The sequence below is a fragment of the Janthinobacterium sp. BJB426 genome (assembly GCF_002735705.1).
Taxonomy (GTDB): Bacteria; Pseudomonadota; Gammaproteobacteria; order Burkholderiales; family Burkholderiaceae_D; genus Janthinobacterium.
In genome coordinates this window covers 198,712-220,199 of sequence record NZ_PDZL01000003.1, presented here as the reverse complement: position 1 = coordinate 220,199, position 21,488 = coordinate 198,712, and the positions used below count along the sequence as shown (strand labels likewise).

Here is a 21,488-nt window from a genome sequence, read left to right as displayed (position 1 = left end):
GGCTAACGATGACCTTACACGAAGACAAACCGATCCTGCTGCTGGTCGACGATGAAGCGACGAATCTGCAGGTGCTGCGCCAGATTTTGCAGGACGATTACCGCCTGCTGTATGCGAAGGATGGCGAGAAGGCGCTGGAACTGGCGCAGAACAATCCCGTCGAACTGATCCTGCTCGACATCATGATGCCCGCCATGACGGGCTATGAAGTGTGCCGCCAATTGAAGGCCATGCCGGCCACCGCGTCCATCCCCGTCATTTTTGTGACGGCACTGTGCGACGTGAAGGACGAGGCGGACGGTTTCGACGCCGGCGCCGTCGACTACATCACGAAACCTGTCAGTCCGCCCATCGTGCGCGCCCGCGTGCGCACGCATCTGTCGCTGGTGGACGCCGAGGAATTGCGCCGCTCGCGCCTGCAGGTGATCCAGACCCTGGGCCAGGCGGCCGAATACAAGGACAACGAGACGGGCATGCACGTCATCCGCATGAGCTATTACGCGCGCCAGCTGGCACTGGCGGCCGGCTACAGCGCGGCCAGGGCGGAAGATTTATTGAATGCGGCGCCCATGCACGACGTGGGCAAGATCGGCATCCCCGACGCCATCCTGCAAAAGCCGGGCAAGCTCGATGCGGACGAATGGCAAGTCATGCGCCGCCACGCGGAAATCGGCGCGGCCATCATCGGCGAGCACGCGGGCGGCCTGCTCAAAATGGCGCGAACCATCGCCCTGACGCACCACGAAAAATGGGATGGCAGCGGCTATCCGCAAGGCTTGAAAGGCGACGAAATCCCCCACGAAGGCCGCATCGTCGCCATCGCCGACGTCTTCGACGCCCTCACCAGCGAACGCCCGTACAAGCGCGCCTGGACCATCGACGAAGCCATCGCCACCATGCAGCGCGACAGCGGCACGCACTTCGACCCGGACCTGCTGGCGCTGTTTGTGGAACAGCTGCCAGCGATGCTGGAGATCAAGGACAAGTGGCGCGAGCCGGTGTAGGGCGCCTCAGGTCAGGGCGGATCCACGCGCAGGCGATCGCACAGCAAGCGTGAGTATGCCTCAGTGTCGCCGAATGGCAGCTGTGAGCACGCCATGGCCTGGCCCAAGGTTGCCATGTGGCGCGATGAAATGCCATAAGCTAGTTTGCCGGGCTGGCGGCGCGATGGATACATGAAACCGTGAATCGCGCCGGCTTCCTGTGCGATGATCTGATCCAGCTGCCAGCCCAGCCATTGGCACCAGCCGTGATCGGGGCTGCGCAATTGGTCAAAAATACCGAGCCGGCTGGCGGCCAGCCCTGTCAGATCGAGCAATTGCAGCGGGGCGCTGAATGACAAGGTCGCGATCAGCGCTTGTTGCGCGCCATGCGCGATGTAAAACGTGCCCGGGCGCGTGACGTCGTTGCGGCAAAGCTGGGCTTCCCATGCTGCCGTGCAGGTATCTTCCGCGATATATATCCAGTGATAGGGGAAACCGTTTGAGTCAGCCGGCTCGGCGGGCGGGCCGAAGCGGTAGGTGCGTTCGACCTTCGCGGGCCAGACGGATGCCGCGTTCCACGCTGCGCGTACCAAGGGTTGGCCTGCTTGATGGGTGGCAAGATTGCTTAATAATTCAACGCGCAACGATGTCAATGCCGGCAGGCGCGCAGCCATGTCCGGCGGGACGGGGGACGTTGTATGTCCGAGTTGCATGTTAACCTACGATGTCAGCCATCCCCCTATGCTGCCATTTCGCCACCGCAAGCACCTTGCGCAATCTCTCGTTTGCCGGCAGATTCAGCAGCGCCTGCTGGCCTGGATGGATTTCGGCCCGCGTCTCGAACGATTTGCCCGCAAGCATCTCTGCTGGCGACAGTTCATTGAGTTCGTCTGCACCACTGACCCAGAAGGCATGGATTTCACTGCTGGGCTGGCCGGCAAGGATGGCCAGTACCGGCGCGATCAGTTCCGGTACGGGCTGGACAAATTGCCATGCAGGAAATTCCTTGCCGATACTGCGCCCCTTGGGCGTCACGCAATAAAACCGATTGTTTTCCACCGAGCGATACAGCGACGCCTGCGACAGTTCCACCCATCCTTGTCCGATGACATCGGATACCTTGAGTTTTGACCCTGGGAGCTGGAGCGGCGTGAGCGGCGGCGGGGCGCCCAGCGAGGCGCGCGCCTCATGGAGCGCGCGCGTGGCCAGGTCGATCAGGCGCGGGCGCTCGGGCCCTTGCGCCAGTATGTCGAGCTGTGCGGTCACGAGGCGCGAGAATTGTTCCACCACCCGCAGGTCGTTATCCGTTAATGCCTGAAGCTCGGGCGCCAGAGTATCGTGATGCAGATGCGCTGTCATGATGATTCCTTTGCAGTAGCGTGGTAAAGAACACTATATACAAGATTCTCATGTTTCGCAACTTTATCATGCGATGTAACTTTCGTATCCAGCGATAAAGCATGCGGAAAGAATGCCAAGTGCATCAGGGCAAGGTGTCAGGCAGCCGCAAAATCCGCCGTATCTCCAGAATCGCCTGCGGACTTTCCTGCACGCTGTGCCACGAAGGGATGACTTTTTCCGACAGGGCGCCGTCGAGGTGGGCGCTGGCGTAGGGCACCACGCCGTCGCTCGATTCCGCCAGGGGCAGCTCCGGCGTGTCGTTGCCCATGATCGAGTAGTAGCGCACGTTCGGACTGATGGGCAGGTCGGCCACCAGGCGCACGAACGGGTCCTTGTCGCTGAGGTTATCGATGCTGTTGGGGATGCGCAGCGGTTCGCTGCTGCCCGTGTCGAGCTGCGCCAGGCTGCCGGCCGCGTCGGACAACTGGTCGAGCATGTTGATGGGCAGTGTGATCAGGTTGGCGATCCAGCGCGCCACCTTGTGGTTGGCGAACGAGGTGCCGCGGTGCGGCGCGGCGATGAAGATGGCGCGGTTCACTTGCGGCATGGCTGTGAAATTGAGGTAAGGCGCCAGGCCGGCGCGCACTTTTTCCGCCTTCTTGCCCTTCAAATTGTATTCTTCCGTGATGGCGTCGAGCAGGGTGTTGCTGGCGTCGGAGACCATCAGGCGCGCCAGCACGCCGCCCATACTGTGGCCGATCAAGACCATGTCGTTGGCCGCGTCGGCCTTGGCCGAAGGGTCGAACTGGGCCAGCGTCGCGTTCAGTGCCTTGCGGATGGCGGCGTTGTTGGCCGCCAGCGGCGCATTGCTCGGGTAGTACACTTGCCAGATCTGGTAGCGGCGGCGCAGCTGCTCGTCGCCCATCAGTTCATTCGCCACATTGATCCACGCTTCCGGGCTGCTGGCCAGGCCGTGCAGCATGACGATGGTGCGCTTGTTCGGGTCGTAGGGCTGCATCAGGTGCACCTGCGGGCGCGAGATGCCGTCGGCGCGGCCGAACAGCGTGCGCAGCGCTTGCACGCCGAAGCCGGAACGGGCCAGCCACAAACCATAGCCGGCCGTGAAATTGGCGGCCACGGGCAGTTCCTGGCCTGCCATGCGCGTCGATTCGCTACGCGTCGGGTCGACCAGCATCACCAGCAGTTGCTGCGTGGCCAGCACTTCCTGCAGGCTGTTGCCGTCGAAGCGGATCAGCGCCGTGACGACGGGGAAGCGGGTTTCCTGATAGGGCACATACTCGCCTTTCGAGGCCTGGGGCTTGGGCATGACGGCCACCAGGTCGGCGCCGAAGCCGTCGCGCCGGTACACATTGCGCAGGCCGGAAAACGACAGCGAGGTGGCCGGCAGCAGTTCTTCCGGCAGGGTGCCGTCGTCGGGCAGGCGCAGGGCCGACAATTCGCTGTCGATCTGCCAGCCGGCGACGCGGATCACATGGCCGTCCGGGCGGTATTCGCCCCGGTGGCGGAACAGGTTGCCGACGGCTTTTTGCACGGCGTAGTTATAGTAGTCGCGGATTTGCGTCTGGCGTTCTTCGAAGGCGCGCTGGCCCGGCGTGCGCGTCGTGTAGAACAGGTAGGCATACGCATAGCGGGCCGATTCGAGCCAGGCGGCCAGCGTTTCCGCACTCGGGTGGCCGCCCTGTTTTTCTTCCGCCAGCGCGCTTTCCAGCCACAGTTCGGACAGGGTGGCCAGGCGCTGCTCGTCGCTGAGCAGCTCGGAACGGGCCAGGTCGGCGCGGCAGCTGCCCGTATTGGCTTCGCAGGCGGCGATGTCGCTGCCGATGATGCGCAGCACGTCGCTGGCCGAGGCGCTGAGTTTGCCCGTGGTGAGGATGTCGCCGCGCCGCTGCTGCAGGTAGTCGGCTGGAGAAATGGCGCTGACGGTGACGGCGGCGCAGCCGCTCAGCAGCGCCGCGGCACAGAGCAGGGCGCCCAGGCGCAAGCGCCGCATCAGCGTGGCCGGCATCTCAGAACGAGTAGACCAGGGTCAGCGACGTTTGCGTATCCGTGTTCTTCTTGTCATCCGGTACGCGCGTGTCGTTGCGGGCGCTGAAGGCGGCCTTCATCTGCATGGTGCCGTTGATCTTGGTGCTGAGCGCTGTTTCGGCGATCGAGTGCGTATTCGATGTGCCCCGTTCCACGCTGATCGTCTGCGTAAACATGGCTGACTGGCTGATCTTCCACTTCATGGCGGCCGCGCCGCGCACCGTCAGGCCGTGTTCCGATTCGCCCGCGTCGTTGGTGCCGCTGAAATAGCCAGGACCGACTTCCACGTCGACGCTCTTGTCGCTGGACTGGTACCAGCGCGAGCCATGACCGACGGCCAGGGTCGAGTACTTGGTGTAGGCGCCGAACTTGTCGTTCACGTGCGAGGCCAGCACGAACAGTTTTTCATGGTCGGCCATCAGCTTGTAGGCGGCCTTGGCGGAGGCGGAAAAGCGTTCGGCCGAGCGTTCGCGCACTTTCTCGCCGTCGTCGTTGGTTGTTTCGTCTTCCTTGAAGTAGCCGCTGAAGATGTACTGGTTGCTCCAGTCATCGAGTTCCTGGCGCGCGTCGATCTTGCCCGTGACGGAGGTGCCGACCGTGTTGCCCGAGGTGGTGATGGCGCCCAGTTCGGCGGAGGTGCTCCAGCTGCCGATGGGGATTTCATCGAACAGCATGCTTTGCTTGGTGTCTGCGGCGGCGGCGCTGCCGCAGGTCATGGCCAGCGCCAGTGCGAGAGAGTGGGTCGATTTCATGGCTGTATTGGTTTTTGGCGCGCGCCAGGCGCGCCTGATATTCGTTAGTGGCAGTGGTGGTTTGCAGGCCGCGGCAAGCCGGGAGGCGCCGAAAACATGCGCACATCAGCATGCGCGCGCGGGCGCGGCCAAACATTGTCGAGGCTGTATTGTACCCGACCCTGTCATCGCGCGCCGCACGCGGCGGGGCTGGCAAGTGGCGCGCGCCTGGCGTATGCTGCGCATGTTTGCTGTCCCGATCTTTACAAGGAACTCCCGTGCGCTGCCTGGTCATCGAAGACGAAGCTGAAACTTCCCGCTATATCTGTGCCGGCCTGCGCGAGGCTGGCCACGACGTCACCGCCTGCGACAATGGCATCGACGGCATGCGCCTGGCCTGCGGCGAAGACTGGGATGCGCTGGTGCTCGACCGGCTGCTGCCCGGCGAGATCGACGGCCTGGCCATCGTCGCGCGCCTGCGCGGCTTGGGCCGCAACACGCCCGTGCTGGTGCTGTCGGCCCTGTCCAGCGTCGACGAGCGCGTGCGCGGCCTGCGCAGCGGCGGCGACGATTACCTGTCAAAGCCGTTCGCCATCGCCGAACTGCTGGCGCGCATCGAGGCACTGCTGCGGCGCGCCGCGCCCGTGCCCGAATCGACGCAGCTGCAGGTAGCCGACCTGGTGCTCGACATGCGCACCATGCGCGTGACGCGCGCCAACCGGCAAATCGCCCTGCAGCCGCGCGAATTTCGCCTGCTGGAATACCTGATGCGCCACCAGGGCCAGTCCGTCACGCGCGCCATGCTGCTCGAAGCCGTGTGGGACTACCATTTTGACCCGCAGACGAACGTCATCGACGTGCAGGTAAGCCGTTTGCGCACCAAGGTGGACAAGGAATTTTCGCCGCCGCTGATTCACACGGTGCGCGGCGTTGGCTACACCCTGGGCGTGATCGACAGTGCGTAACTGGCACCGCTCGATCGCGGCCCGCCTGGCGCTCGGCTATGGCGTGCTGGTGGTCGTCTCGATCAGCATCGTCTGCGCCGTGTTCTATTTCGGCACCATCGGCGTGCTCGATCGCAGCGTGGACCGCAAGCTGACCCTGCTCTCGGAGCGCCTCGCCGCGCTGTACCAGCAGGGTGACAGCAGCCGCACGACGGCGGAAATTGCCCATCTGCTGACCGACCGCACCGACAGCGACACGGAGATCTTCTTGCTGGTGGGCGCCGATGGCCGCCGCGTGGCGGGCAATCTGTCGTCCTGGCCCGACGTGGACAGCCCCGTGGGCCGCTTGCTGCACCGCGACGTCACGCGCGAAGGACGCCGGGTGCCCGCGCGCATGCTGATCCGCGACCTGGAGGGCGGCGCGCGCCTGTTCGTCGGGCGTGACATGGAAGAGGGCAAGTCGATTCGCTCGCTGGTGCTGCGCTCGCTGGCCTATGGCGGCGGGGTGGCCATCCTGCTGGTGGTGGCGGGCGCGTGGCTGTTCCGCCGCCAGCTCGAGGCGCGCATCGGCCAGATCCGCCGCACGGCGGGAGAAATCGAGGCCGGTGACCTGAGCCGGCGCATTCCCGTCGCCAGCGAAGATGAATTCGGCTTGCTGAGCCGCGACATCAACCGCATGCTCGACCGCATCGAACACTTGATGGAAGGCGTGCGCCACGTGTCGAACGCCATCGCGCACGACCTGCGCACGCCGCTGGGCCGCATCCGCAACAAGCTCGATGGCGCCTTGCGCCAGCAGCCGGGCGTGGCCGGCTACGAGAGCGCCGCGCAGGCGGCCATCGACGATATCGACGACCTGACGCGCGTGTTCGACAAGCTGCTGCAGATCGCGGCGGCCGAATCGGGCATGCGCCCGGAGAATTTCGATGACATCGACCTGCAGCAGATCGGCGCCGACATCGTGGAAATGTACGAAGCCACGGCCGACGAGCAGGGCGTGCTGCTGGTGCAGATGTATGGCGAGGGCGTGCCGGCGCGCGGCGACCGCAACCTGCTGGGCAGCGCCCTGGCCAGCCTGGTCGACAACGCCATCAAGTACGCGGGGCCGGGCGCCACGGTGGAGGTGTCGGCCGGCAGCGATGAACAGGGTAGCTGGCTGGCCGTGCGCGACAACGGCCCCGGCGTACCAAAGGAAGAATTGCCGAAGCTGACGCAGCGTTTTTACCGGCTCGACAAGAGCCGCCATTTGCCCGGCAATGGCCTGGGCCTGTCCATCGTGGCGGCCATCGCGGCCCTGCATGGCGGCAGCCTGGAGATCGAGGATGCGGCGCCGGGCTTGCGCTTGCGTTTGCGGCTGCTGCGCTAGCATGGCGTATCGGCACATTACCAACTTGTAACCCCCTTCATTTTCGCCTCCCCCTATCATCCGTTCTACCCGGCGTAGAGCGGCTGCGTGCGCGCAGCCGCCTGTTCCGGGCTGCCCGCGGCCTGCCGCGGCTTGCCTGTTCCGACACGTCGTAGAGCTGTTTTCATGCATACATTTACCGCCACCGGCGACAACGCCGCGCCGCAGCAGGTGCCACTGCGCCAGCATGGTCACCGCCTCAAGGCCGCGCTGGGCGCCATCGTCTTTCCCGTGCAGCGCGCGCGCTGGCAAGCGGTCATCGTCGGCACGCCGGGCCTGGCGGCGCTGGCGCAAGCCCATCCCAGCCTGCTGTACAAGATTTATCGTCCCTACGCCAGCCGCCGGTTGGGCTGCGCGGCGAGGGTGGACCTGCTGTGCGGCCATTACCGTTTCCTGTGGCAGGCGGGCGCACGGGCGCTGGTGGAATACGCGGCGCGGCGCGCACTGGTGCTGGCAGCCATCGAGGGCAAGGATGGCGGCACCTACCGTTTGCAGCTGACGGCCATCCACGATAGCCACCGCGAAGGGGAGCTGTGCCTGCGCCTGACTCGCGACGGCGTGCCGCTGTACCTGGCCAGTTTCCTGTTCCGTCCCCAGCCTGGCGGCGCCGTCATCCAGCTGGGCGCCTTGCAGGGTTTGCGCTCGCCTGCCGGCGCGCAGGCGGTGAAAGAGGCCACGCGGGCGCTGCATGGCTGCCGGCCGAAAAACCTGATGGTGACCGCCTTGCGCGACCTGGGCGATTTTTTCGGTTGCGGCCACCTTGACCTGGTCAGCAACGCCAACCGCATCGCGCTGAATTGGCGCCGGCGCCGGCATATCTCGTGCGACTACGACCTGGCGTGGCGGGAACTGCATGCGCTGCCCACCAGCGACGGCAATTACCGCCTGCCTTGCGGCCCTTGCCGGATGCCGGATATCGAGCTGGTGCCGTCGAAAAAGCGGGCGGACGCGCGCCGCCGCGGCGCCATGCTGGTGCAGATGGCGGCGGACATGCGCTGGCAAGTGTCGGCCCTGCTGCACGCGCAATGACGGCTCCGGGCGGGGTTTCTTGACCTGCGCGGCTTTTTTGCCGTGCAGCCCGGCGCAATCGGCGTGATCGGCGTATACTTGCTGGCGTTGTTAACCTGAAGCCAGTCACCCCATGCCAGCACACTACCCAACTTCGCGCATGCGCCGCCTGCGCGCGACCCCGCAACTGCGCGAGCTGTTCCGCGAAACCGAGATCAATCCGCGCGACCTGGTCTTGCCGATCTTCGTCGACGAAGGCAGCAGCGATTTCATCGACATCAAGTCCATGCCCGGCGTGCGCCGCATTCCCGAAGCGAAGCTGGCGCAGGAAGTCGAGCGCTACGCGCGCGCCGGCCTGCGCTCCGTCATGACCTTCGGCATTTCGCACCACAAGGACAGCCACGGCACGGACACGCTGAACCCGGACGGCCTGGTGGCGCGCATGTCGCGCATCATCAAGGACGCCGTGCCGGAAATGGTGATCATGTCCGACACCTGCTTCTGCGAATACACGGACCACGGCCATTGCGGCATCCTGCATGGCGATACGGTCGACAATGACAGCACGGTGCTCAACCTGGGCAAGCAGGCCGTCATCGCGGCCCAGGCGGGCGCCGACATCATCGCCCCCTCGGCGGCCATGGATGGCCAGGTGGCGGCGATCCGCAGCGCCCTTGATGCGGCCGGCTTCCACGACACGCCCGTGATGGCGTATTCGACCAAGTTTGCCTCCGGCCTGTACGGCCCGTTCCGCGACGCGGCCGGCAGCACCCTGAAGGGCGACCGCAAGACCTACCAGATGGACCCGATGAACCGCCGCGAAGCCGTGCGCGAGTCCTTGATCGACGAAGCCGAAGGCGCGGACGCGCTGATGGTCAAACCCGCCGGCGCCTACCTGGACATCATCCGCGACCTGCGCGAAGTGACGCGTTTGCCGATCGGCGCCTACCAGGTCAGCGGAGAATATGCGATGATCAAGTTCGCCGCGCAAGCGGGCGCCATCGACGAGCGCCGCGTGGTGCAGGAAACCCTGGGCGCCATCAAGCGCGCGGGCGCGGACATGATCTTTACGTACTTTGCGATGGATGTGCTGAATAACCCATATTAAGTCAACGCGGGGCAGGGCAGCCGCCTTTTCAGCTATCATGGCGCGCTGCCCAACCGGGTCTTATTTGTAGCTTCCCATGCCCCTGAAAATCTCCCGCATCCTGCACGCCGGCTATGTCTTCGAATGCGAAGGCACGGCCATCGCCTTCGACCCCATCGTCGAAAACCCGTTCAGCCGCAACTGCCACGCGTTTCCGCCCGTGCGCTTCGACCTCGACGCCGTGCGCCAGCTGTGCTGGGATGCCGTCTTCATCTCGCACTTCCATGACGACCACTGCTCGCTCGACAGCCTCGATGTGCTGGACCGCGCCACGCCCATCTATTTGTACTGCGTCTTCGACGAACTGTTCGCCATGCTGCGCGCGCTGGGTTTTAGCCGCGTCGAGCGGCTGCACGTGGACGTGCCGGTACAGGTGGGCAGCATCGAGGTGATCCCGCGCCGCGCATTCGATGACGATGTCGATTCGCTGTTCCAGGTGCGCGCCGCCGGGCTGAATGTGCTCAACGTGGTCGATTCCTGGATCGGCCCGGAAACCCTGGCGCAGCTGGCCGCTTATGCGCCGTGGGACATGGTGCTGTGGCCATTCCAGCCCATGCGCGAGATCGCCGTCATCGCGCCGTCGCAGGCGCAGCCTGGCCCGGTCGAGCTTCCCGACGACTGGGTGCCGCAGCTGCGCGCGCTGGCTCCCCGTTACCTCGTGCCCAGCTCCTGCCAGTTCGTGCAGGAAGACTGGTCCTGGTACAACCACGCGATGTTCCCGATCACCTACCGCCAGTTCGCGCAGGAGATCGGCGCCGCGCTGCCGGACGCGCACATCTTCCGCCTCGACCCATCGACGGCCGTGCTGCTCGACGCGCACGGCATGGCGCCGGCCGCGCCGCTGCCCTGGGTCATTCCCATGGGGCCGCAAGACGTGGATTTCGACTACCGCCCCGACGCGCCGCCGCCCGCCACGGCGGACATCGCCCGCCGTTTCGCCCCCTTGAGCGCGGATGATGCCGCACTGGTGCTCGATTTCTGCCGCAACGCTTTGCTTGAGCGCTACCGCGACATGGAACTGCCCGAGGATAGCTATTTCCAGGCTCCGCGTGTGTGGCGTCTGGCGCTGTACGGCCATGACGGCGCGGCCACCATCCTGCATTACCGCACGCATGGCGACTTGATCGACCTCGTGCCGGACACGGGCGAGGCGCCCGGCTGGACGACGGAAGTGCCGCTGGTGAAATGCCATGCGGCGCTGGTGCTCGGTGAATCGCTCACCTCAATGTACATGCGCATCAATGATGGTCCATTCGATGCGGCCACGCGGGCCGGACTGGCGGAAGCGGATATCGTTGACGACCCCTTGATCCGCTGCTTGTTCAACGACGCCATCGGCGCCTACCAGGCGGCGCAGCTCAAGCGCTTGCTGGCCCGCTGAAGAAAACGCCGCGACAGGGTAAGATGGACGATTGATACCAGTATCTCAGATCAAGGAATGATCAACATGACACAAAACAACGAAATCGCGATCCTGGCCGGCGGCTGCTTCTGGGGCGTGCAGGACTTGCTGCGCCGTTATCCGGGCGTGATCGCCACGCGCGTGGGCTACAGCGGCGGCGACGTGGCCAACGCCACTTACCGCAACCACGGCACGCATGCGGAAGCCATCGAGATCATTTTCGACCCGACCACCATCAGCTACCGCAAGATCCTGGAATTTTTCTTCCAGATCCACGACCCCAGCACGGAAGACCGCCAGGGCAATGACCGCGGCACGAGCTACCGTTCGGCCATCTTCTACACCAGCGACGAGCAAAAACGGGTGGCCGAAGACACCATCCGCGACGTCGACGCTTCCGGCCTGTGGCCCGGCAAGGTGGTGACGGAACTGGCGCCCGCCGGCCCGTTCTGGGAAGCGGAACCGGAGCACCAGGATTATCTGCAGCGCTTGCCGCACGGCTACACCTGCCATTACATCCGGCCGGACTGGGTCTTGCCGCAGCGCGGGCAATAAGGAGCGAGGCATGCGTTACTGGCGCGTCGAGCGGCAGCCGGCGGAAGGGCAGCTGGACTTCGGGCGTACCCTGGAGTTGATGGCGGCCATCGGCCATGCGGACGTGAATGCCGTTGCCGGGGCCATCCTGAAGACGGTCAGCACGGTCGCACCGATTGCCCAGTGCACGATCTTTGCCTATGAATTCGGCAACCGTCCGCGCACGGTCGCCGTGGCCGACCGGCGCGGCGGACGCTTCCTGCAGGATATTGCCGACAGCTATGCGCGCCATTACTATGCGCTCGATGGCAACCAGCGCGTGATCGCGCCGGCGCCGGGACGGAAAACCGATCCCGCCATCGTGCTGCACCAGCAGGCCAGCGACGAGATCGACCATCCCGGCTACCGCGCCGCCTGCTATCAAAAACCGCATGTCTCGGACCGGCTATCGCTGCTGCTGCAGCCGGCCGGCGATATCTGGCTGTCCGTCAATTTCTACCGCGACAGCAGCCAGGGCAAGTTCCTGCCAGGTGAAGTGGCGGGCATCGAAACCCTGTCACCGCTGTTTGCCCATGCTGTCAAGCATCACTACAGCCTGAACGGCCAGAATACGCAGGGCGTCGCGCCCATGATGCTGGCACGGCTGCGCCAGCATTGCCCGGCCTTGAGCAAGCGCGAACTGGACGTGCTGCGCTGCGTGCTAGAAGGCCTGACGGCCGTGGAAATCGCCGAGACCATGGGCGTGCAACCGTCCAGCGTGATCACTTATCAGAAGCGGGCCTATAAACGCCTGGGCATTTCCAGCCAGCGCCAGTTGTTCGCCCTGTGCATGGCGCCGGTCTAGTTCCTTCGGCGTAGGGATGGCTCCGCCTTTTTGACTGTTTTAGCCGCGAAACGTCCCCAAAATGGGGACAGCCGCCGGCATTGTCGTCTGCATACTGTGTTTCAAGCCGGGATCACCCGGCCGCTCTCACCCAATAAAATCAACAAGGGGAGGGCGACACCTTATGGAGACAAGCATGACCATCGCCACCACTGCGCCCGTCCTCGACGCGGCCACCGACCAAATGGAACAGCAGGTGATGCGCAAGGTATCGCGCCATTTGCTGGGATTTTTGTTCCTGCTGTTCGTGTTTTCCTTTCTTGACCGCATTAATATCGGCTTCGCCGGACTGACCATGATGCAAGACCTGGGCCTGTCCGGCACCCAGTTCGGCTTTGCCACCACCCTGTTTTACATCGCCTACATCGCCTGCAGCATTCCCAGCAACATCGTGCTGGCCCGCATCGGTGCGCGTAAATGGATAGGCAGCATGATGATCGCCTGGGGCCTGGCCTCGACGGCGACCCTGTTCGCCAGCGGCCCGGCCAGCCTGTACGCGCTGCGCTTCCTGGTGGGTGTGACGGAGGCGGGCTTCTTGCCCGGCATGCTGCTGTATCTGACCTATTGGTTTCCCAGCGCCTACCGGGCGCGCGCCAATGCCCTGTTCATGATCGCCATGCCCGTCACGGCCGCCATCGGTTCCGCTCTGTCGGGCCTGATCCTGGGACTGGACGGCCACTGGGGCTTGAAGGGCTGGCAATGGCTGTTCTTGCTCGAAGGTATGCCATCCGTGCTGCTGGGCCTGGCCGTGTATGGCTACCTCGACGATTCTCCCAACAAGGCAAACTGGCTGGGCAAGCTGGAACAGCAGGTGCTGGCGCGCATGCTGGCGGCCGAGCACAAGCCGGCTGCAGTGCACATCGCTCCCCGGCAAAACACCTCGGTGATGGCGGAAATGTGCTCGCCCACGGTATTGAAATTCGGCGTCGCCTATTTTTGCCTGGTCAATACCCTGGCGATGGTGGCCGTGTGGACGCCGCTGATCGTGAAAAGTTTTAATAGCAACGCCAGCAACACGCAGATCGGCTTGCTGGCCGCCATTCCGCAAGTGTGCACCGTGATCGGCATGATTGCCTGGGGCCGCCGCTCGGACCGCCTGCAGGAACGCCGCTGGCACATCGTCTGGCCCATGCTGCTGTCGGCGGCCGGCTGGCTGTTCACGGCGTATTCCGGCAACCCGGTGGTGCAGCTGCTGGGCGTGTGCATGGCCTCGACGGGCGCTTACACGGCTATGTCCGTCTTCTGGACGACGCCGGACCGTGCGCTGAGCCTGGGCGCGCGCGCCATCGGCATCGCCGTCATCAATGCCACGGGCAATATCGGCTCGGCCCTGAACCCCGTCGTCGTGGGTTGGCTGAAGGATTTGACGCACAGCTTTGCCACGGGCTTGCTGTACGCCAGCGTGCTGCTGGTAGCGGGCGCGGCCATCGTGCTGACCCTGCCCATCGCCCGTAGCAGCAAATAATATTGTTGAAGAGGAAACATCATGAGCGATACATTCCACCCTTATCCCCATGTGCCGAAGGTCTATCCGCCCGGCAAACCGGCCGGCGCCGGCATCGAGCACGTGCCGGTCCTGATCGTCGGCGGCGGCCCCGTGGGCCTGGCCACGGCCCTGGGCCTGGCCCGCCATGGCGTGCGCTCGGTGCTGATCGAAGCGGACGACGGCGTCTGCACGGGCAGCCGCGCCATCTGCATCTCGCGGCGCAGCCTGGAAATCATCGAACGCCTCGGTGCGCTCGACGGTTTTCTCCGCAAGGGCTTGCCGTGGGCGGGCGGACGCAGCTTTTACCGCGACGAGGAAGTGCTGCACTTCACGATGCCGCAAGACGCGAACCAGAAGTTGCCACCCATGGTCAACCTGGCGCAATACCATATCGAACAATTTCTGCTCGATGCGGCAGAACGCCAGCCGAAGCTGATCGATATCCGCTGGCAATCGAAAGTGACGGGCGTGCAGCAGCGCGCCGACGGCGCCAGCGTGACGGTGACGACGCCACTTGATACATATCAAATCGATACGGACTGGCTGGTGGCGGCCGATGGCGGGCGCAGCGTCGTGCGCGAAGCGCTGGGCCTGAAATTGCAGGGCACCAGCTATGAAGGGCGCTACGTCATCGTCGACATCCATTTGAAGAGCGAACGCCCGACGGAGCGCCTCGCGTATTTCGACCCGCCATCGAATCCCGGCTCGACCGTGCTGGTGCACAAGCAGCCCGACGATATCTGGCGCATCGACTACCAGTTGCGCGACGACGAGGATGCGCAGGCGGCCGTCCTGCTGGAAAACGTGGCGCCCCGCGTGGACAGCCTGCTGGCCATGATGGGCGAAACATCACCATGGCATCCCGTCTGGATCACCCTCTACAAGGCTAACGCGCTGACTCTGGAAAAATACCGGCATGGCCGCGTGCTGTTCGCGGGCGATGCGGCCCACCTGGTGCCCATCTTCGGCGTGCGCGGGGCGAACTCGGGCATCGATGATGCGGACAACCTGGCCTGGAAGCTCGCGTATGTCGTCAAGGGACTGGCGCCGGACAGTTTGCTGGACAGCTATTCGGACGAGCGCGTGTTCGCCGCCCATGAAAACCTGCGCCACGGCACCAAAAGCACGGAATTCATGGCGCCGCCCACCTTCGCTTTCGAGCTGATGCGCACAGCCGTGCTGGGCCTGGCGGGCAAGCATGCGCACGTGCGCTCCCTGATCAACCCGCGCCAGACGAGCGCCATCGCGTACGCGCAGTCTGCCCTGAATGCACCGGATAGCGAGACGTTTGCCGCTGGCCCCACGCCGGGCACGGTCTTGCCCGAATGCCCGCTGGCGTTGCTGCAAGACGGCGCGCAGCAAGCGGGGTATATTACCGATTTGCTGAAACGCGTTGACGGCGATTTCACGGGACTGTACTTCAGCGAAGATGGGGCCGTGCCGGCGGAACTGCTGGCGCTGGACGATACATTGCCGTTGAGTACCGTGGCGATCGGCCGCAGCGGGCAGCAAGGGCGCGCCCGGGATCACACGTCGCAGGTATTCTCGCTGTTCGACGCGCAGCCCGGCACGTTTTACCTCGTGCGTCCGGACGGGCACGTGCTGGGCCGCTGGCGGCAAGCGCAGGCGGGGCAGGTGGCGGCTGCGCTGGAGAAAGCCGGCATTGCCCAATCAAAGTAACAAGGAGACAACATGACCGATATCGAACTGGATAATTTGTATACCGAGCTGTGCCATACCATGGGCGGCCTGGGCGAGCAGCGTTCGCCCTTGTTCCTGGCCCGCTTCGCCCTGCTGGCCATGGGCGCCATCGGCAAGGCCGACGTGGTGCAGGGCTTGCTGCGCGACGCGGCCGACGGCCTGGCGGAGGGGGCATGATAGGCGCCGGCTACCAAAGCGGCTTCGGCAACGAATTTGCCACGGAAGCCGTGCCCGGCGCCTTGCCGCAGGGGCAAAATTCTCCGCAGCAGGCGCCATTGGGCCTGTATGCGGAACAACTCTCGGGCACGGCCTTCACGGCGCCGCGCGCGCAGAACCGGCGCTCGTGGCTGTACCGCATCCGTCCCGCCAGCCAGCATCCGCCATTTACCCTGGCTGAAAATACCCGCATCGTCAGCGATTTCCACGCCATGCCCCCCACGCCGCCGAACCAGCTGCGCTGGGACCCGCTGCCGCTGCCCGACAGCGCCACGCCGGTGGACTTCATCGATGGCTGGCAGACGATGGCAGGCAATGGCAGCGCAGAAACGATGAGCGGCTGCGCCATCCACGTGTACGCGGCCAACCGTTCCATGCAGCGCTTCTTTTATTCGGCCGATGGCGAATTGCTGGTCGTGCCGCAGGAGGGCAGGCTGGCGATCGCCACGGAACTGGGCCTGATCGAACTGGAACCGCAGGAAATCGCCGTGATTCCCCGCGGCGTGCGCTTCCGCGTGACCCTGCCCGATGGCGCGGCGCGCGGCTATGTCTGCGAAAACTTCGGCACGGCTTTTCGTTTGCCCGACATGGGGCCCATCGGCTCGAACGGCTTGGCCAACAGCCGCGACTTCCTCACGCCGCACGCGGCGTATGAAGATATCGACGGCGCATGCGAACTGCTGGCGAAGTTCGGCGGCCACTTGTGGCGCACGACTCTCGACCATTCGCCGCTGGACGTGGTGGCCTGGCATGGCAATTACGCGCCCTATAAATATGATTTGCGCCGTTTTAATGTCATCGGCTCGATCAGCTACGACCATCCGGACCCGTCGATCTTCCTCGTGCTGCAGGCGCCCAGCGAAAATCCGCTGTTCGGCGCCATCGACTTCGCCATCTTCCCGCCGCGCTGGCTGGCCGCCGAGCACACGTTCCGGCCACCGTGGTTCCACCGCAACGTGGCCAGCGAATTCATGGGACTGATCCACGGCGTGTACGACGCCAAGGCGGCCGGCTTCGTGCCGGGCGGCGCCAGCCTGCACAACTGCATGTCCGGCCATGGCCCCGATGCGCAGACCTTCGAAAAAGCCTCGCACAGCGACACATCCGCGCCCGTGAAGGTGGGCGACACCATGGCCTTCATGTTCGAGACGCGCACCATCCTCAAGCCGACACCATTCGCGCTGGACGGCGGCCTGCTGCAAAACGACTATTTCGCGTGCTGGCAAGGCTTGCGCAAGCATTTCGATCCGGACCAGGGGTAGTCAAACGTTGGTCACGCAGCCCGCGTCCCCGTATGCGGGCTGGCGAGCCCTTTGGCAACCGGTCATCTGTCGTGGTTGCTCCGCTGTTTGCCGCAGCACCTGTCCATGCCTGCGCAATAAATCTTGCCAAGTTGAAATTATCAATATACCATCCCCCTTGCATCGAGCACGCGATTTTTTCTGTACTCCTTAGTCGAAGAAATGAACTGCTGAAAGGGCTGCATGGACCACTTTCCGGAGAATTTTTCCCGTCGTCGTGCCCTTCGAGGCATCGGTGCCCTTGCCGTTGGCACAAGCGTCGGCTTGTCAGGCTGTTGCTTGTTCAAGCCACGCCCTTTGGATTGCGTCAACAGTCCCGACATCAACCTGCCGACGGGGCCTTTGACCATCGATGCTCACTGCCACATTTTCAATGGCACGGATATTCCTGTCATGGACTTCGTGGGAAAAGTGATGGTTGGGGAGGCGAGCCCGCTGGGGCCTGCGGCAATGGCTGTCGGTGCGCTGCTACAAGGTCTCGCGTGGTCATTGGCGCCTTCCGGTGACATGGAGCTGGAGACGCTCCGGGAGTTGTCCCCAAAACTGGCCGCTTGCACAAGCGAGCAGGCCAAGATGGAGGTCATTTCCCGGCTGCGGCGAGACGCATACGCAGCCGGTACTGCGTCCTTGAAAGCTGCTGCGGCTACCTCACCCCTTTACTTGCCATTCATTCGAGAAAAGCAAAGCAAGCTTCTTATTCCCGATATGCAGACACGTCTGCAAGTCGAGGCCCTGGAAATTATTGACAAGCTTCCTGCCACGATTCCCGATCTGGATAAAGACTCTCCCGAGCCATTGGACATGCTGAGTGGAGACAGGTCGGTGATGGGTGTCATTAAATTCATCCTTCAAAATTTCCAATACCGGTATGTAAATATTCAGCAATATCTGCGCACATTTAATGTTCCCGGTGTGCGCATGGTGGATCTCCTCATGCCCAGCATGGTCGATTATTCGTGGTGGATATCAAAGGGGAAACCAACAGCGACTTCGCTCGAAACGCAGGTCCAGGTCATGGAGCAGTTGTCCATTCTGACGGGAGGGAGAATGCACGGATTCGTGCCATTCTGTCCGCTGCGAGAAGTGGCGTTCAGCAAGGGGAAATCAGCGACCAGTTCTTTTGACCTTGTCCAGCGCGCGCTTGAAGAACATGGATTTATCGGCGTCAAGCTATACCCGCCAATGGGCTTTGCCGCGCTGGGAAATCAGTATATTCAAGATGCGGAGCCGGATTTCTGGAGGCGTCGTTGGTTGCCGGAGTGGGTACAAAATACCCCTGATTTGGGAAAGTTGCTCGATGACGCCTTGCGCCGGCTATATGACTACTGTCAAAAGCATGGTGTACCGATCATGGCGCACACGGGTCTTTCTAACGGACCCAGCATGGCCTTCAAGAATCTGGCGGGTTCCAAATACTGGGCGTGCGTCTTGAAGGAGTTTCCACGCCTGCGTGTCAACTTCGGGCATTTCGGCGACACGTCCATCGTGAAGGACCAGCGTGCAGGTTTCTCCCTTGCGGAAGCATTTGCAAAGGAGATGAATGCAAGCGGACCAGGAGAGTTCGCATACGCCGATGCCGGATTCTTTACCGAGGTGATATCGGACCAGCCTGAACTCAAGGCGGATCTGCAAAAGCTCTATAACCTTACCGCCCCAAAGGGCTCTGCATCATTGGCGAACCGCTTTCTATATGGCACAGACTGGGAAATGAGCCTGACTGCCAGCTCAATTGGAAGTTATCTGAGCGACTTCATGAAACTTTTCAAAGAGCTTGAAGAACTGCCATCTCTTAGCGGCGAAACCGTGACGACGCTCTCGAACAAATTCTTTGGCGATAACGCTGTACGTTACGCTGGCTTGTCCCGAGGCGGGGAAACGCGGTTGAGGTTGCAGGCATTCTATGACAAACACGGCGTAAAGCCGCCTGCCTGGCTCTTGAAAGTGGATGGTCGATTCAGTTAGCGAAGCATGGTGCGGATGTCCGAAATGCCATTTTCAAAACTTGGAGATTATCGATGTTTAACAGATTCCAGCATTCGCTTGCCATCATTTTCTCGCTCATGGCTATGGGCGCCTCGGCAGCGGATATCGATATGGAAAAACTCCAGCAAGAAATTCCTGCGGCAAAAGATGAATCCATATCCGTTATTTGTGAGAGATGCAATTCTGATTTCAAGATAAGCGAGCATAAAATCCTTCTGGATGGCCTGAGCAGCCGGAAGTATGTGCGTCAAATGCAAATTGCACTCTACATGCAAGATATAGTGCATCAGACAGCATCAAAGGCTCACTTCGACAACTGTGATTTTTCCGGAGCGATCGCTTATATTGCGCAGCTTAAAGCCGAGCTGGACGAGCACGCTGAAGCGGCCACGATTCTGCTCATGGCAAAGAAACCATTGTTGGCGAATCTGGAGTTGAATCTGGCTTTTCTATCCCTGGGACAGGCGCTGCATGGAATTCAGGACTTCTATGCTCACACGAATTATGTCGAAATCAATATCGATGATGCCAGCGCTTTATCGGACTTCAAGGTTGTCAAAACCTGGGGAAACCAGGCAGAAGAGAATGTGAAAAAATGGCAGGAGGCGGGTCTGACATCTGGATACGTGAGCTGGGGAACACCAAAAAAATGCGCGGCTCCCTACGAAACGCATGGAGAGATGGCGAAAGACTCAAAGGAAACTGATCGGGGGAAAAAAGCTATTTCAAAGTTTGGTAATGTCACCCATTTTGAAGTGGCTCAGCGACTTGCCAAAGATGCCTCAAGGCAATTTATTCTTGATGTATTCGCGGAGTGGCCACTTTTAAACGCGGTAAGCCAGGGAACGATTAAACTCGATGTGCTGGTCGACGGCAGAGCGACCGTTTTGAGGTAGCGGCGAAACAAATCCCGGCAAGGCCAGGGTTGAAGCCGGGGTAGATGACGCTATCGCCAAAGTGCACCGTTCACGACAAAACAGCGCCCGTTCCCGGCACTGTGCATATGCAAAATCCGGATAAGCAAGCGCAGCACCATTCGTTCACGCCTGGAGATGGCGCGCGGTATAGTCGGTCCATGGAACTCTTAGCCCACAATTTCAGCAGCGATTTCGCGCGCAGCGCCCACCTTGCCCGTGGCGCCAGCGCCGACGATGATGGTGCGCTCGTCGCCTTCCGCGACCCGCAGCAAATGAGCTTGCTGGTGCGCGCCACGGCCTTTGTCTTTGCCGACCCCCGTTCGCGCCAGCTGCACGAGCTGATCGAACGCATCGCCCCCAGCGAGGCGACGGTGCTGATCACGGGCGAAACGGGGACTGGAAAAGAACTGATTGCGCGCCACGTGCACGGCTTGAGCGGGCGCGCCGAACAGACCTTCGTGGCGATCAACTGCGGCGCGTTTTCCGAAACCCTCGTCGAGAGCGAACTGTTTGGCTATGAAAAAGGCGCATTTACGGGCGCCCAGCAGGGTAAACCCGGCTGGTTCGAGACGGCCAGCGGCGGTACCCTGTTCCTCGATGAAATCGGCGACCTGCCGCTGGCGATGCAGGTCAAGCTGCTGCGCGTGCTGCAGGAGCGCGAAGTGGTGCGCCTTGGCGCGCGGCGCGCCATCCCCATCGACGTGCGTCTGATCGCGGCCACCAACGTGGACCTGGCCGAAGCCGTGCGGGCCGGGCGCTTCCGCGAAGACCTGTATTACCGGCTGCAGGTGATCGGCCTGCCGCTGCGTCCCTTGCGCGAGCGACCGGGCGACATCATGCCGCTGACGCGCCATTTCATGGCCATCTATGCGCAGCGATTGCACCTGGGCGAGGTGGAGCTGGGCCTCGATGCGCAAGAGGCCTTGCTGGCCTATCCATGGCCGGGCAATATCCGCGAACTGGAGAACGTCATCCACCGCGCGCTGCTCGTCTGCCGCAGCGGCGTCGTGCGCTCCGAGGACCTGAGTTTGTCGGGCTGGCACAGGGCGCCTGCCGCCGCACCTGTTTCTGTACCCGGTCCAGAGGCCTGGGCCGGCGGCGCCGACATCGCCTACGCGGCCCACGGCGCGGCCGCACAGGACGATTTGCTGGCGGCCGAGCGTTTTGCCCGCGCCTGGCAAGCCTTGCTCGACTCGGGCGAAGCCGTGGAGTTCGAAGCCATGCAGCAGGAACTGGTGCGCGCTGCGTGGGAGCGCAATGAGCGCAACCAGGTGCGCACGGCCAAACACTTGAACCTGAGTCGCAACATCCTGCGCACTTTCCTGAAAAAGGCGGGCGCCATCGACTAGGCACATGACGAACCTCCCGGAGCCGGACCTGCAGCGATGCGGCTCCGGCTTTTTTCATGGCTGCTGCGCGCGCAGCATGCTGCTGCCCTGGCTGCACCCGGTTGCTGCCAA

Annotated in this window: 19 protein-coding genes; 15 read left to right on the top strand and 4 right to left on the bottom strand. The window is 62.9% G+C overall.

Features of this window, described 5'->3' with window-relative positions:
- The first annotated feature begins 8 nt into the window (after positions 1 to 8).
- Complete coding sequence (locus CSQ93_RS06505) at positions 9 to 1,004, top strand: response regulator (protein ID WP_099377324.1); 996 nt, start codon at positions 9 to 11, stop codon at positions 1,002 to 1,004.
- Positions 1,005 to 1,015: 11 nt separating this feature from the next.
- On the opposite strand, the gene CSQ93_RS06500 is transcribed toward CSQ93_RS06505, so the two are convergent.
- The 4 genes from CSQ93_RS06500 to CSQ93_RS06485 form a co-directional block, all read right to left on the bottom strand.
- Complete coding sequence (locus CSQ93_RS06500) at positions 1,016 to 1,657, bottom strand: RES domain-containing protein (RefSeq protein WP_158301150.1); 642 nt, start codon at positions 1,655 to 1,657, stop codon at positions 1,016 to 1,018.
- A gap of 40 nt (positions 1,658 to 1,697) precedes the next feature.
- Positions 1,698 to 2,342 (bottom strand): hypothetical protein, encoded by a 645-nt coding sequence (locus CSQ93_RS29365; protein ID WP_233516075.1) that lies wholly within the window; start codon positions 2,340 to 2,342, stop codon positions 1,698 to 1,700.
- 124 nt (positions 2,343 to 2,466) lie between these two features.
- A complete protein-coding gene (locus tag CSQ93_RS06490; protein WP_099377322.1) occupies positions 2,467 to 4,350 on the bottom strand; it encodes an esterase/lipase family protein in 1,884 nt (627 codons plus the stop codon).
- Position 4,351: 1 nt separating this feature from the next.
- Complete coding sequence (locus tag CSQ93_RS06485) at positions 4,352 to 5,122, bottom strand: DUF481 domain-containing protein (protein WP_099377321.1); 771 nt, start codon at positions 5,120 to 5,122, stop codon at positions 4,352 to 4,354.
- A 257-nt stretch (positions 5,123 to 5,379) separates the two neighbouring features.
- Here CSQ93_RS06485 and CSQ93_RS06480 point away from each other — a divergent pair, with 257 nt between their 5' ends.
- The 14 genes from CSQ93_RS06480 to CSQ93_RS06415 all read left to right on the top strand — a co-directional run bounded on the left by CSQ93_RS06480 (position 5,380) and on the right by CSQ93_RS06415 (position 21,377).
- Positions 5,380 to 6,066: a winged helix-turn-helix domain-containing protein gene (locus tag CSQ93_RS06480; protein ID WP_099377320.1), complete on the top strand. Its 687-nt coding sequence runs from the start codon at positions 5,380 to 5,382 to the stop codon at positions 6,064 to 6,066.
- On the top strand, positions 6,059 to 7,411 hold the full coding sequence (locus CSQ93_RS06475) for a sensor histidine kinase (RefSeq protein ID WP_099377319.1): 1,353 nt from the start codon (positions 6,059 to 6,061) through the stop codon (positions 7,409 to 7,411). Before CSQ93_RS06480 ends, CSQ93_RS06475 begins: the two co-directional genes overlap by 8 nt.
- 165 nt (positions 7,412 to 7,576) lie before the next feature.
- Complete coding sequence (locus CSQ93_RS06470) at positions 7,577 to 8,479, top strand: VirK/YbjX family protein (protein WP_099377318.1); 903 nt, start codon at positions 7,577 to 7,579, stop codon at positions 8,477 to 8,479.
- Between the two features lie 112 nt (positions 8,480 to 8,591).
- A complete protein-coding gene (gene hemB / locus CSQ93_RS06465; protein WP_099377317.1) occupies positions 8,592 to 9,566 on the top strand; it encodes a porphobilinogen synthase in 975 nt (324 codons plus the stop codon).
- A gap of 76 nt (positions 9,567 to 9,642) precedes the next feature.
- Positions 9,643 to 10,986 carry an MBL fold metallo-hydrolase gene (locus tag CSQ93_RS06460; protein ID WP_099377316.1) on the top strand — a complete coding sequence of 448 codons (1,344 nt, stop codon included), beginning with the start codon at positions 9,643 to 9,645 and terminating at the stop codon, positions 10,984 to 10,986.
- Positions 10,987 to 11,052: 66 nt separating this feature from the next.
- Positions 11,053 to 11,562 carry a peptide-methionine (S)-S-oxide reductase MsrA gene (gene msrA, locus CSQ93_RS06455; RefSeq protein ID WP_099377564.1) on the top strand — a complete coding sequence of 170 codons (510 nt, stop codon included), beginning with the start codon at positions 11,053 to 11,055 and terminating at the stop codon, positions 11,560 to 11,562.
- A gap of 10 nt (positions 11,563 to 11,572) precedes the next feature.
- Positions 11,573 to 12,385, top strand: coding sequence for a helix-turn-helix domain-containing protein (locus CSQ93_RS06450; protein ID WP_099377315.1), 813 nt, complete (start codon positions 11,573 to 11,575; stop codon positions 12,383 to 12,385).
- 175 nt (positions 12,386 to 12,560) lie between these two features.
- Complete coding sequence (locus tag CSQ93_RS06445) at positions 12,561 to 13,889, top strand: MFS transporter (RefSeq protein WP_233516074.1); 1,329 nt, start codon at positions 12,561 to 12,563, stop codon at positions 13,887 to 13,889.
- A 21-nt stretch (positions 13,890 to 13,910) separates the two neighbouring features.
- Complete coding sequence (locus CSQ93_RS06440; protein ID WP_099377314.1) at positions 13,911 to 15,590, top strand: FAD-dependent oxidoreductase; 1,680 nt, start codon at positions 13,911 to 13,913, stop codon at positions 15,588 to 15,590.
- A gap of 12 nt (positions 15,591 to 15,602) precedes the next feature.
- The gene (locus CSQ93_RS06435) at positions 15,603 to 15,788 is read left to right on the top strand and encodes a DUF2783 domain-containing protein (protein ID WP_099377313.1); all 186 of its coding nucleotides are present in this window, start codon (positions 15,603 to 15,605) and stop codon (positions 15,786 to 15,788) included.
- Positions 15,785 to 17,089: a homogentisate 1,2-dioxygenase gene (hmgA, locus tag CSQ93_RS06430; RefSeq protein WP_099377312.1), complete on the top strand. Its 1,305-nt coding sequence runs from the start codon at positions 15,785 to 15,787 to the stop codon at positions 17,087 to 17,089. The genes CSQ93_RS06435 and hmgA overlap by 4 nt, the downstream gene beginning before the upstream one ends.
- A 222-nt stretch (positions 17,090 to 17,311) precedes the next feature.
- Positions 17,312 to 19,090 (top strand): amidohydrolase family protein, encoded by a 1,779-nt coding sequence (locus tag CSQ93_RS06425; protein ID WP_099377311.1) that lies wholly within the window; start codon positions 17,312 to 17,314, stop codon positions 19,088 to 19,090.
- A gap of 53 nt (positions 19,091 to 19,143) precedes the next feature.
- Positions 19,144 to 20,007, top strand: coding sequence for an HET-C-related protein (locus CSQ93_RS06420; protein ID WP_099377310.1), 864 nt, complete (start codon positions 19,144 to 19,146; stop codon positions 20,005 to 20,007).
- A 179-nt stretch (positions 20,008 to 20,186) separates the two neighbouring features.
- Positions 20,187 to 21,377, top strand: coding sequence for a sigma-54 interaction domain-containing protein (locus tag CSQ93_RS06415; protein WP_099377309.1), 1,191 nt, complete (start codon positions 20,187 to 20,189; stop codon positions 21,375 to 21,377).
- Positions 21,378 to 21,488 lie beyond the last annotated feature (111 nt).